Raw genomic sequence first — 12,008 nt, forward strand, 5'->3', positions numbered from 1 at the left:
ACTCCAATTCCACTCTGTATGTCGCTGAAACGAACAACGTTCAAGTTAAGAAGCGCAAACTTCCCCCCGGTCGATCGCAGCCGCTCGGCAGCCTGCCCTAAAGCTTCCAACAAGCTATTGCGGTTGGGCAGTCCGGTCAGCTGGTCAAAGAAGGCCAGATGCTCGATTTTTTCCTCGGCGTGCCTATGCTGCTCGCGCGTCCGCAAAGTGCATATACCGAAGGCGAGATCATCGGCCGCTTCTTCCAGCAACCGAATCTCGCCGGCGTCGAAGGCACAAGGCTCAGCAGCGTAAATCATCAGCGCCCCGATAGGACCCGATGAATTCTTGAGTGGCAGCGCGATCGACGAACGGTAGCCGCGCCGGAGGGCATCGTCACGCCACGGCGCCATGCGCGGATCGGAAAGGAAATCCCGGTTTACCTGGGTCAAGCCGGTTCGAATCGCCGTCCCGGTAGGGCCGCGTCCGCGCGCGTTATCCGCCCAGCTGATGGCGGCGTGGGAGAGATATCCCTCCTCGAATCCGGACGCGGCTACCGGACTCACGGTCTTTGCGGCGTCCGTCAGCGCGAAGCCGACCCACGCCAGACGGTATCCAGCCAGTTCCACGCATACCCGACAAATATTCTGCAAAAATGCCGTTTCCTTTTCCGCATGGATCAGTGCGGAATTGACGGCGCTTATCACACGTAATGCACGATTCACCCTGCGTGACGCGGACTCGGCCTGCTTGCGCTCCGTATTGTCGTACAGCGTGGAGCGGCTCATCACGAACCGCCCGTCCTTACCAGTGATGGCAGTGGCGCTTAGCACGACAGGCATCAGGCTACCGTCCTTGCAAACGAGCTCGAGCTCGACGTTGTCCACCCGACCTTGCGCCCTGAACACTGGAAGCTGTCGCTCAAAGCTGGGCAAGCTTGTGGCACTGAGGAGATCCGAAAAGCGCATTCTCCCTAAAACTTCTTCACGTGTGCGCCCGAGCCAGCGCAGCTCGGTATCGTTGATCCGCACGACGATGCCATTCTCATCCAGCGAATGGTATCCGCAGGGAGCGTTATTATAGAGGTCGCTGATTTCTTCAAGGGCGCTTCGCAGCGCCTTCTCCTGCGCGACGCGTTGCGTTATGTCCCGGGTTCCCACTAGCACGCCTCCCACCTCCGGCGTGCCACTGTAGTTCTTTGACAACGTTTCCAAGACCCGGAAGGATCCATCCTTGTGACGAAAGCGCAAATTCGCCGGAATAATCTCGTCGCCAGTAAGCAGTTCCACCCAGTCTTCCGATGCGGTGCTTTGGTCGTCAGGATGGACAAGCTCGAGGAACGGCCGTCCAATGACCTCACTAGGCAAATATCCCATGACCCGCTCGACAGCTGGACTGACGTAACTGATGACACCGGTGATATCAACCACCGCGACGAAATCCGGCGACAGTTCCAGCAACGTGCGGAAACCATTGCCGTCTTGAAGGCCCTCCGGTGTTGCGACATTACTCACGACGGAAACTCGCTGCTGATATCATTGTGGCATCCAACGGGGAAAAACGAGGACAGGCCCTGATTAACGCTCTGATTGAAACTGAGATGAACAGCCGAGATGGAACACAAGCAAGAGATGGGCGCGCTCCCCCCTACCCAGCATAATACATGGTAGCAGTAGCTCCTGCGTTTTCCTGTGCCACCGGGTTCCATGCGCCGCCACCTGTTGACTGGCCATCGTCCTCGTCCCCATTCATCCAGCCTATGTAACCCTGGGTTAAATCGCAAAGAATGGAACTACGACCAGGGCCTCAAGGCGCGGCATGGTGCAGGGCCAGCCGCTGCAGCCGCGCACCCTGCTCTACCCGGTATTCGGCGAGCGGATCATGAAAAGCGTCTTCGGCAGCCTGGTCGATGCCTGTGCGTGATCGCGGTGGTCGCAGGCACCGGCCCGATTGGCTTTCTCGCCACCCAGGTGAGCTTCGGCCTGCACGAGCTGTTCGGCGTCAGCGAGGGCTATGCCACCCAGTTGGGGATCCTGGTACTGCTGGCGGCGGTCTACGTCACCTCGGCGATGACCGGCATCCACAAGGGCATCCAGATCCTGTCCCGCTTCAACGTCTTCCTGGCGCGCCGCCCGGGCTAGGCGCTTCCTCGCCCACCTGGTGCTGACTGAACTGCTGGTGGGTGCCGTCGCAGTAGGGCGCGTTGCCGGTCTGCTTGCACTGACACAGGAAGGCCTCGCCGTCCTGCTCGGCCTCGAATACCTTGGGGCCGAAGCCCGTGCCCTTGTGGGAGCCGTCGCAGAAGGGCTGCGTCTGTGAATGGCCGCAAGCGCAGAAAGCGTACTTCTTGCCCTTCTCGAGGGTGACCTGGGCTGGTTGGTTGTCGGCGATGACCGGCTGGCTCATGGAGACCTCCTGACGTCTGTAAGAGAGACGCCAGTCTGGCGGAGGGGTCATGGCCTTGGCAATCGCCTCCGGACCGTTCGCGCCCGCGCACGTCGCCTGCGGAAGCCGCAGGGTGAGCTCCCCTCGCCTGCTATTTCCCGCTCGGCTAGACTGGGTGGTTTCCGCATCAGAGAATCATCATGCAAGCCACCCTCGAGCAGCGCGCCCTCAAGCTCTCCATCCTCGTGACCCTGGGCGTCTCCAGCCTGGGGGTCACCTTCGGCCTGCTGGCCGGCTCGCAGTCGATCCTCTTCGACGGCGTCTTCTCCACCATCGACGCCGCCATGTCGGGGCTGGCGCTCTTCGTGGCGCGGCTCGCCGTGCGCGAGGCCAGCGACCGCTTCCAGCATGGCTACTGGCACCTGGAGCCGCTGGTGGCAGCGCTGAACGGCAGCATCCTGATGCTGCTCTGCTTCTATGCTTTCCTCACCGCCCTGCTCGACCTGCGCGAGGGCGGCCGCGAGCTCGCCTTCGATCTGGCGATCGGTTACGCCGTGGTGGTGGCCATCGTCTGCTTCGTCATGACCGCCTATCAGCGGCGCATCAATCGCACCGCGGATTCCGAGTTCGTGCGTATCGACATTCAGGGCTGGCTGATGGCGGCGCTGATCACCACCTCGCTGCTGGTGGCCTTCATCATCGCCCGCTTCCTGCAGGGCACCGCCTGGGCGCACTTCACCCCCTACGTGGATTCGGTGTTGCTGATGGTGCTGACGGCCAGCTTCATGCCGGTGCCCATCGGCATCGTGCGCCGCGCCATGAAGGAGGTGCTGCTGATCGCGCCGAGCGAGATCGACCGCGAAGTGCATGCTGCCATGGCCCCGGTGATGGCGCGCGAGGGTCTGCTGCGCTACTACAGCCACGTGGCCAAGGCCGGCCGCGGCCACTACATCGAGATCCATATCGTCACCACCCCCGAGTACGGCCAGGGCCAGGGCATCGCGGTGCTCGACGAGATCCGCGAGCAGATCAGCGCCGGGCTGAGCCCGCCGCCGGAGCGACGCTGGTTCACCGTGGCCTTCACCGCCGACGAACGCTGGGCGTAGGCGTGGCGCGACAGGGTCCGGGTCGACGAGGCGCGTCCGTCAGGCCACCATGCCTGGGCACAGGATGGACCGATGCTTTAGAGCAGCGGAAGTTATCGAACGACGCCAACCGATAAGGAGATGAACCATGAACGTGACCTTCATTGGTCTGGGCATCATGGGCAGCCGTATGGCGCGCAACCTGATGCGACACGACGAGGTGACGCTGAACGTCTTCAACCGCTCACCGGAGCCGGTCGAGAAGCTGGTCGAGGCCGGCGCCCATGCGGCGAACTCGGCCGCGGATGCTGTCGCTGAAGCCGATATCGTCTTCACCATGCTGGCCGAACCGAGTGTGGTCGAACAGATGGCGTTCGGCGATGCCGGCTTCGTAGCAGCGATGCGCAAAGGCGCCCTGTGGGTCGATTGCTCGACCGTGAACCCTTCGTTCAGCCGTGCGATGGCCGCTCGCGTCGGCGAGAAGGGGCTGCGTTTCGTCGATGCCCCGGTGGCCGGCACCAAGCAGCCCGCCGAGGAGGCCGAGCTGACCTTTCTGGTGGGCGGCGCGAGCGAGGATGTCGAGACCCTTAAGCCACTTTTCGAATGCATGGGCCAGAAGATCGTGCACGCCGGTGAGACGGGGCAGGGCACGGCCTTCAAGATGCTCGTCAATGCCCAGCTGGCGCAATCGATGCTGATCTACGCCGAGACCGCCCTGCTCGGCGAAAGCCTCGGTTTTTCGAAGGACTTCCTGATGGACACGTTGCCCAATCTGCCGGTCTCGGCGCCATTTCTCGCCGGCAAGGCGGAGTTGATTCGTCGCGGCGATTATGCCCCCCAGTTCCCGCTGGAGTGGATGCACAAGGACCTGCACCTGCTCGACCTGACCGCCTACGAGCAGAACCAGCCGCTGTACCTCGCCACTCTGGCCAAGTCGCTGTATGGAAGCGCCAAGGCGGCCGGCCATGGCCGCGACGATTTCGCCGCGATCCATGCCTACCTGGCGAGTCAGTCCGAGGGGGCGTGAGGCCGCTGGACCAAGGTTATCGATAGCTGGCGACATCAGGTGTTTTACACACTGCTCCACCCGTTCGACGAGGGTGCCATCGGCGTAGTCGCTATCCAGGGCGGCAAGACGGTGATCGGCGCCAAGGCCAAGGAGACCCGCCAAGCGCGAGGAGAGCAATCCGGCGCCGGATGCGGAGAGTTCACAAAACCTGCATTCCGGTCTCCCTTCGTCGCCCGGGCGTAGCGGGCCCTCCCGCCTCCGCTGTCGGCCTGCTCCTCAAGGATCAGGTCGTGGAAGTTTAGTCGATGGGCCACGGCGAGGCAGGAGACGACCCGCAACACCACCCACAGCAACCATGCGAGCGGGGTCTTCATAAGACTCCTTCCCGGGTTGTCGGAAACGCCCTCTTCCGTTGGTGGTCACCCCCTCTGGCGGGTTTCCAGCTGGCCGTGCCAGGGCAACATGGCCAGAATCTCCTCGTACCACTGCAGCGGTTCGGGTTCGACGGCGTCTTCCGGCAGGGGCGCCAGCGCGACCGGCTGCCAGCTGCTGGCCTCCAGCGACTCACGCAGCCGGGCATAGTCCACCGGAATGTCGGCCGCGGCCTCGTTGGCCTGCAGCTGGCCCAGCGCTTCCAGCAGGTCACCCATGCCGTTCTCCTGCTCTTCGAGGGACTTGAAGGACTGCACGTAGAGGCGCTCGCCCTCCTGGCCCACCTTCACCGGCATGTCGATGATGTTGACCCGCTCTCCGACCTCGATGCGTGAGAAGAGCGCTTCGATGGTCTCCGGCATCATACGGATGCAGCCGCGGCTGGCACGCATGCCGATGCCATCGGGGCGGTTGGTGCCGTGGATCAGGTAGCCCGGGATGTCGAGCAGGATGGCATGCTGGCCCAGCGGGTTGTCCGGGCCCGGCGGCACCACCTCGGGGGCCGGTTCGCCGTTTTCCTTGGCCTCCTGGCGTACCGACTCGGGCGGGTACCAGGCCGGGTCCTTGAGCTTCATGGTGGTCTCGGTCACGCCCAGGGGCGTATTGAAGCCCTCCCGGCCGATGCCGATGGGGTAGGTCTCGACCCGTGGCCTCTCCCCCTCCGCGGTATCCGGATAGTAGTAGAGGCGCAGCTCGGCCACGTTGATCACCACCCCTTCGCGTGGCGCCGGCGGCAGGATGTAGCGCGCCGGGATCACCACCTCAGTGCCCGGGTCGGGTGCCCAGAGGCTGACCTCCGGGTTGGCATTGCGGATCTCCTCATAGCCGACGTTGTGCTCGCGGGCGATATCGAGGAGCGTCTGGCCCTCGCTCGTCTCGACGCGATAGACCTCGCCCACCATGTTGCCCACCTCGGGCAACGGATAGTGGCCGCGGGGCCACTCCTCCTCGGCCAGGGCCGCCAGCGGCAGGCCCAGCAGCACGAGCGTCAGGGCCAGGAAGCGACAGCGCCTGGCCAGGGGGGAAGTCGCGGAAGCGTTCATGGTGTTCATGGACTCGATGACGTCGTCGGGGAAAGGGGATTAATTTACGAACAGTGTTTCATGGCACCCGCGTCACGGCAACCGGGAGTGCGAGGCCCGTAGGGCTATCGCAGATCGATAATGGTCTCGTTCATAGAGAAAAGCATGCTGCGGGAACTCAGGTTGCTGAGCGATTGGCGCCGACAGGCACCCTTGGCGGCCAAGCAACGTCCATACCCTCAGCATCGTACTGCAGAGCTGCGCTCCCGGGACGGGCACAGAGCGTGGTGCTATCGCCTCAGGGATAGCCTCACTCACCCTCCAACCCTCCCGCGGGTCGATGGTCGTCCGCCAGGGACGACCCCCGGCGCCAGTATCGCCGAAGCGCTGCGGCCCCGTCATCGCCAGGGTGCTTTTCGTCCATGGGGGCTCGGGGTAATGTGAGCCGACGCCCATCCGTTGAGAGTCGCCGATGTTGCGATACCGCTCCTTCCTCGTCCGCGCCCTGAGTTCCGGTGCCGCCCTGGCCTGGCTGGCCCCGCTCGCCGCCCTGGCCAACGACTGCCCCGCCCCCGGCCAGTGGCAGGTCGACGGCGGCGAGACGCTGACCACCGCCGGCCTGATGGCGGAACTTGCCGAGACTCGCGTGGTGCTGCTCGGCGAGCAGCATGACCGCCTCGACCATCATCGCTGGCAGCTTCACACCCTGGCCGCCCTGTATGCCCATCGCCCGGCGATGGTGATCGGCCTGGAGATGCTGCCCCGCGAGGCTCAGACAGCACTGGATGCCTGGGTGGCCGGCGAGCTCAGCGAGGCCGCCTTTCTCGCACAGAGCGATTGGCGTCAAGCCTGGGGCTTCGACCCCGACCTCTACCTGCCGATCCTCCACTTCGCCCGCATGCAGAGGATCCCGCTGCTGGCGCTCAACGTCACCCCCGAGCTGCGCGGCCGCCTGGCCACCGAAGGCTGGGAGACAGTGCCCGAGCAGGAGCGCTTCGGTCTCACGCCGCCGGCCCCGGCCCTGCCCGCCTACCGCAAATCACTGGAAGCGGTCTACACCCAGCATGTCGACCGCGACGACGACCCGGCGGACCTCCAGCGCTTCATCGACGCCCAACTGGTCTGGGACCGCGCCATGGCCATGGCCCTGGTGGATGCCGCCGCGGACGGGACCCTGGTGGCGGGACTGATGGGTGCGGGCCACTTGGCCAACGGCGACGGCGTGCCCTATCAGCTCGACGACCTGGGCCTTGACGACCACCGTAGCCTGCTGCCCTGGGTGCCGGGCGCCGACTGCCAGCCGCCTCTCGAGCAGGCCGATGCCCTCTATGTGCTGGACGACGAATCCGCCTTCCAGCCGCCCGACCCGCCGCGCCTCGGGGTGCTGATCGGCAAGCATGAGGATGGCGTACTCGTCCAGAGCATCGCACCCGGGAGCGTGGCCGAGGCGGCCGGCCTCGCCGAGGACGATGTCATCGTCACTGCCGCCGGCCAGCCCATGGCCGAACCCACCGACCTCACCGCGGTAATCGGCCGACAGGCCCCGGGCACCCTGCTGCCGTTGGAGATCCGTCGCGACGGCGAGTTCCAGGAGGTGCTGGCCCGCTTCCCGCCCGCGGCACCCTGAGGGCGCGGCCCGTCAACGTTCTCGCAACCCGAGACCACGACAGGCATCATGGGCGCCCTTTACCCATCCATCGTCCGCGAGGTTGATGACTGCCGATGAAAATCCTGATTCGCACCTTCTTCCGCGGCCTGCGCCTGGTGCTGGCGCCGGTCATGCTGGTCTCCGAGAAGCTCTCCACCCCCAAGGCCATCGAGCGCAGCCCCGATGAGCAGGCCCGGGTCGACGAAGCCTGCCGGAACCTGGCGCTCTACCAGTTCCGCACCTGCCCGTTCTGCATCAGGGTGCGCAAGGAGGTCGCCCGTCTGGGGCTCAACATCGAGCTGCGCGACGCCCAGCTCGACCCCGAGCACCGCCGTGAGCTCGCCGAGGGTGGCGGCCGCGTCAAGGTCCCCTGCCTGAGGATCAGCCACGACGACGGTGCGGACGAGTGGCTCTACGAGTCCGACGAGATCAACGCCTGGCTGCATCGCCACTTCGGCAACACCGACGCCCGGGCCGCCTGACCCTACGCGTTCCAGGGCAACATACAGGCGGCGACCGCCAGACACGTCACGGCGGCACTTGCCCTGCAGCGAGTGGCCGCCTACACCTTGAGCATGCGCACCCTTCCGGCACGCCCTGATTCACGCTGCGGTCCACTGGCCGTGGTCCGTTTCCTGGGCCTGGTACTCCTGGGGGCCCTCGTTGGCGCCGTCGCCGCCCTTCTCGCCGTGGCCTTCGTCAGCGTGGTACTGGCCCTCAACGACCTGCTGCTGATCTCACCGCGCAGCCGCATGATGTTTGACCACCCCGGCCTGCTGCTGGTCGCCACCATCGCAGTGCCGGCGCTGGGCGGGCTGGTGGTCGGCCTGCTGCACCGGGCGATTCCCGAGCAGCGCCCCCATGCGCCGGCCGACGTGATCGCCGCGGTGCAGACTCGCCGCGGCAGGCTGCCGGCCCGGGCAGGTGGGCTCTCGGCACTGAGCGCCCTGGTATCGCTGGGGGCCGGCGCCTCGGTGGGGCAGTACGGGCCCCTCGTGCATCTCGGCGCCAGCCTGGGCTCGCTGGGGGCCCGGATGCTGCGCCTGGGACGCTCCGACGACAACATCACCATCGCCTGCGGGGTGGCCGCGGCCATCGCCACCGCCTTCAATGCCCCCCTGGCGGGCATCGTCTTCGCCCACGAAGTGGTACTGCGCCACTATGCGCTGCGCGCCTTTGCCCCGGTGGCCGCAGCCGCCCTCGTCGGCTACGTGATCGCCACCAATGTGCTCGACCAGGGCGCCCTCTTCCATGTCGCCGAGACCGCCGTGCCCCGCCCCTGGGAGTTCGTGGCCTTTCTCGCCATCGGCGGCCTGGGGGCCCTGGTCGCCGGGGCCTACATGCATACCATCCTCGGTATCACGCGCCTGGCCGGCACCCTGCCGCTCGCCCAACCATTGCGTCCCGCCCTGGGCGGCGCCTTGCTCGGTCTCACCGCCCTCTGGGTCCCCGACATCCTCGGCATGGGCCAGGAGACCCTGCGCTTCGCGACCATTGCCGGGGCCTTCGGCAGCGCCGAACTGCTGCTGGTGCTGGTGCTCAAGATCGCCGCCACCGGGCTCTGCCTGGGCATGGGCTTCAGCGGCGGGGTGTTCAGCCCGGCGCTGGTCATCGGCACGCTGTTCGGGGCCCTCTGCGGAAGCCTGGTCGGTCAGCTCAACGGTGCGCCCCAGGAGACCTTCGTCTTCTACGCCGTGTGCGGCATGGTGGCCGTGACCTCACCGGTGATCGGCGCGCCCCTGACCAGCCTGCTGATCGTCTTCGAGCTGACCGGCAGCTATGCGCTGACGACTGCCGCCCTGGCCAGCGTGACCCTGGCCAGCCCCATCGCTGCCCAGCTCTTCGGCCGCTCGCTGTTCGACATCCAGCTCGCGGGGCGCGGCCTGGACCTCTCCGCCGGGCGCGGGCGTGCCGTGCTGCGCTCCACCCCGGTGGCCGAGCACCTGACCGACGACTGCGTGACCCTGCATCCACAAACTCGGGTCGCCGAGGCGGTGACCGCCCTGTGTCGGGCTCGGCATGGTGAGGGCTACCTGGTCGATGAGCAGGGACGCTATCGGGGCTGCGTGAGCCTGGCCGACCTGGAAGCCGCGCGGGAAGCGGCAACGGGGCCGACGGGGGTCGACGAAGTGGCGACCCTGGCGCGACTGGTGCTGCAGCCGGACACCTCACTGTGGGACGCCATGGCCGCGCTGCAGGACGTCACCGGCGAGGCCCTGCCGGTGGTCGATCCCGCCGCGGATGATGCCTTCCGAGGCGTGGTCTTTGAGTCGAGCATCGCCCGGGCCTACCTGGCGCACAGCGATGAACTGAGACGGGAGGAACATGGCACGGGGTGACGACAGCAGCCGATGGCTGGCGAGCGCGCTGTGGCTGGCGCTGCTCGCAAGCGTGCCCGGCCAGGCGGACGACGACGCCCTCACCGTGCTGAGCTGGGGCGGGGCCTACGAGCGCGCCCAGCAGGTGGCCCTCTTCGCGCCCTATACCGCCGCCACCGGCATGCCCATCGAGGTAGCGCAGTACGACGGGGGGCTCGAGGATCTGCGCCGTGCCGTGGCCAAGGGCGAGGTGCCCTGGGACCTGATCGACATGACCCGCAGCGAGGCCATGGCTGCCTGCGCGGAGAGGCTGCTCGAGCCGCTCTCCTCCGCGCTACTGGCGCCGGCCCCGGACGGCACGCCGCCGGAACAGGACTTCCTGCCGGATTCCTTCGGGCGTTGTGCCATCACCCACAGCATCTTCGCCACCGTGGTCGCCTACCGCCACGACGCCTTTCCCGGCACGCGCCCCGACGGCATCGCGGATCTCTTCGACCAGCAGCGCTTCCCCGGCCCCAGGGCCCTGCAGCGCACCCCGGCGGTCAACCTGGAGTGGGCACTGCTCTCCTATCGCGTACCCCATGAGGAGCTCTATGACCTGTTGAGCACCCGGCGCGGCCTGGACCTGGCACTGGGGCGTCTCGCCACGCTGGAGGAGATCCACTGGTGGGAGGCTGGCGACACCCCGGTGCGGTTGCTGACCGAGGGCGAGGTGGTGATGGCCTCGGGCTATAACGGACGCTTCTTCGATGCCATGATCAATCGCGGGGCGCCCATCGAGATTCTGTGGGATGGTCAGGTCCAGGAACACGAGACCTGGGCGATTCCCCGCGGCGCCCCGAACCCCCAGGCGGCCCGCGCCTTCCTGCGCTTCGCCACGACCACCGAGCGCCTCGCCGACCTGTCGCGGCACATCCCCTACGGCCCGGCGCGCCGCTCGGCGGCGGTGCGCGTCACCACCCATCCCGACAGCGGCGTGGACATGCGCCTGCATATCCCCACCCATCCGCTGAATGCCGAACGAGCGCTGGCCAAGGACGAGGCCTGGTACGCCCACAGCCTGGGGCGCATCCACGACTACTTCCGGGCCTGGCTGACGAAGCGGGAGGAGGAGTGACGCTCCCTCGCCCCATGAGCTAGCACCGCGAGGCCTGCGAGGCCCGCAATAGCAAGTTGCGCGGGGTCAGCTGGCGGTCGCAGAAGGTGCCGAGCTCGACCCTGAACCCCGCCTCCTCGAGGCGTCGCTGGCGATCCAGCACCAGCCACACCTCCAGCGGGCGACGGAAGAGGTGGCGGACCAGCTCGAGACGCGTCACCTCGGCCTGGCGTCGCTGGCCTTCCTGCTCGAAGGCGTGCCAATCGATGCCCGCCGGCAGGGCCAGCCCCTTGCGCTCGGCGGCCCAGCGACAGAACCCGGCGAAGCTCTCGGGAAGGCGGCCATAGGCCAGGCTCGGCACCGGCAGGTAGGCATCCCGGTCCCGCACCTGGCGCTGCAGGGCATCGAAGCCCAGCCGCCAGGCGTTGGCCCGCTCGCGATGGCGGCGCACATGGCGCGGGGCCGTCACGGTCTCCTGGACCGCCATGGCCAGGTCCTCCCGGGTGAGCGAGAAGCCGTGGGCGGCGGCCAGCTCGCGACCGCGCCGCGAGAAGGGGCGATAGTGTGCCCGAGCGGTGCGGTGATAGCAGCACGGCGCCAGCGTCACGGCGCTGCCCTGCTCGGCGGCCAGCTCGATCAGCCGCTCGTGCAGGTCGCCACAGGCATGCAGGGCCGCCACCTGGGTGTCCGCCGCGAGCCAGCGCGCGGCATCGGGGGCCAGCACGTCCTGCTGTGCCAACTGCACCCTGGCCCCCTGTCGCTCGGCCAGCGCCTGGCCGTCGCGGCAGAGCGCGGCCTGCCACTCCAGGCCGGTGACCTCGCGGTCGAGGCGGCGTGCCAGAGTCCGCGCCAGGTGGCCCTTGCCCGCGCACCACTCCAGCAGCGAGGTCCCCGGCAACACGGCCATCCGGGGCACGAAGGCCGCGATCTGCTGCCACTTGCGCCCGCCCATGTGCTCGGCCCACACGGCGGGCAAACATGCTCCCTCGGCCGGCAGCTCGGGAAGCGCGACCAGGGCCGCGAGTTCCGTCACC

10 protein-coding genes and 1 pseudogene are annotated in these 12,008 nt (G+C 67.1%); 7 read left to right on the forward strand and 4 right to left on the reverse strand.

Going from position 1 to position 12,008, the window contains the following annotated elements; genetic code table 11:
- Window positions 1–1,493: PAS domain S-box protein (locus RI841_RS09710; RefSeq protein ID WP_310705401.1), on the reverse strand; the 1,493-nt coding region annotated here is incomplete at its 3' end.
- A 307-nt stretch (window positions 1,494–1,800) separates the two neighbouring features.
- Between RI841_RS09710 and RI841_RS09715 the strand changes: the two are divergent.
- Window positions 1,801–2,105: pseudogene (locus RI841_RS09715) on the forward strand (BCCT family transporter); the annotation flags it as partial.
- Here RI841_RS09715 and RI841_RS09720 read toward each other — a convergent pair.
- Window positions 2,089–2,436: a CDGSH iron-sulfur domain-containing protein gene (locus RI841_RS09720; RefSeq protein ID WP_405000931.1), complete on the reverse strand. Its 348-nt coding sequence runs from the start codon at window positions 2,434–2,436 to the stop codon at window positions 2,089–2,091. The pseudogene RI841_RS09715 and the gene RI841_RS09720 sit on opposite strands and share 17 nt — an antisense overlap.
- Window positions 2,437–2,564: 128 nt before the next feature.
- Here RI841_RS09720 and RI841_RS09725 point away from each other — a divergent pair, with 128 nt between their 5' ends.
- Together RI841_RS09725 and RI841_RS09730 are read left to right on the forward strand one after the other, a co-directional pair.
- Entirely contained in the window at window positions 2,565–3,470 is a 906-nt protein-coding gene (locus RI841_RS09725; protein ID WP_310705403.1) for a cation transporter, read from the forward strand.
- A 127-nt stretch (window positions 3,471–3,597) separates the two neighbouring features.
- Window positions 3,598–4,476, forward strand: a complete 879-nt coding sequence (locus RI841_RS09730) for an NAD(P)-dependent oxidoreductase (protein ID WP_310705404.1) — start codon at window positions 3,598–3,600, stop codon at window positions 4,474–4,476.
- A 401-nt stretch (window positions 4,477–4,877) separates the two neighbouring features.
- Here the strand turns inward: RI841_RS09730 and RI841_RS09735 are convergent, their stop codons facing one another.
- The gene (locus RI841_RS09735; RefSeq protein ID WP_310705405.1) at window positions 4,878–5,942 is read right to left on the reverse strand and encodes a L,D-transpeptidase family protein; all 1,065 of its coding nucleotides are present in this window, start codon (window positions 5,940–5,942) and stop codon (window positions 4,878–4,880) included.
- Window positions 5,943–6,384: 442 nt separating this feature from the next.
- Here RI841_RS09735 and RI841_RS09740 point away from each other — a divergent pair, with 442 nt between their 5' ends.
- The 4 genes from RI841_RS09740 (at window position 6,385) to RI841_RS09755 (ending at window position 10,995) form a co-directional block, all read left to right on the forward strand.
- Window positions 6,385–7,539 (forward strand): ChaN family lipoprotein, encoded by a 1,155-nt coding sequence (locus tag RI841_RS09740; protein WP_310705406.1) that lies wholly within the window; start codon window positions 6,385–6,387, stop codon window positions 7,537–7,539.
- 95 nt (window positions 7,540–7,634) lie between these two features.
- Window positions 7,635–8,042 (forward strand): glutaredoxin, encoded by a 408-nt coding sequence (locus RI841_RS09745; RefSeq protein WP_310705407.1) that lies wholly within the window; start codon window positions 7,635–7,637, stop codon window positions 8,040–8,042.
- Between the two features lie 93 nt (window positions 8,043–8,135).
- Complete coding sequence (locus RI841_RS09750; protein ID WP_310705408.1) at window positions 8,136–9,899, forward strand: chloride channel protein; 1,764 nt, start codon at window positions 8,136–8,138, stop codon at window positions 9,897–9,899.
- Entirely contained in the window at window positions 9,886–10,995 is a 1,110-nt protein-coding gene (locus tag RI841_RS09755) for an extracellular solute-binding protein (protein ID WP_310705409.1), read from the forward strand. The genes RI841_RS09750 and RI841_RS09755 overlap by 14 nt, the downstream gene beginning before the upstream one ends.
- A 19-nt stretch (window positions 10,996–11,014) precedes the next feature.
- Here the strand turns inward: RI841_RS09755 and RI841_RS09760 are convergent.
- On the reverse strand, window positions 11,015–12,008 hold a 994-nt coding region (locus tag RI841_RS09760; RefSeq protein ID WP_310705410.1), incomplete at its 5' end, for a methyltransferase.

The sequence above is a fragment of the Halomonas sp. genome, from assembly GCF_031581305.1.
Classification (GTDB): Bacteria; Pseudomonadota; Gammaproteobacteria; order Pseudomonadales; family Halomonadaceae; genus Halomonas.

Coding starts and splice junctions, on each gene's coding strand:
- RI841_RS09720 (WP_405000931.1), bottom strand. CDS start 2,436: ATGACCCCTCCGCCAGACTGGCGTCTCTCTTACAGACGTCAGGAGGTC.
- RI841_RS09725 (WP_310705403.1), top strand. CDS start 2,565: ATGCAAGCCACCCTCGAGCAGCGCGCCCTCAAGCTCTCCATCCTCGTG.
- RI841_RS09730 (WP_310705404.1), top strand. CDS start 3,598: ATGAACGTGACCTTCATTGGTCTGGGCATCATGGGCAGCCGTATGGCG.
- RI841_RS09735 (WP_310705405.1), bottom strand. CDS start 5,942: ATGAACACCATGAACGCTTCCGCGACTTCCCCCCTGGCCAGGCGCTGT.
- RI841_RS09740 (WP_310705406.1), top strand. CDS start 6,385: ATGTTGCGATACCGCTCCTTCCTCGTCCGCGCCCTGAGTTCCGGTGCC.
- RI841_RS09745 (WP_310705407.1), top strand. CDS start 7,635: ATGAAAATCCTGATTCGCACCTTCTTCCGCGGCCTGCGCCTGGTGCTG.
- RI841_RS09750 (WP_310705408.1), top strand. CDS start 8,136: ATGCGCACCCTTCCGGCACGCCCTGATTCACGCTGCGGTCCACTGGCC.
- RI841_RS09755 (WP_310705409.1), top strand. CDS start 9,886: ATGGCACGGGGTGACGACAGCAGCCGATGGCTGGCGAGCGCGCTGTGG.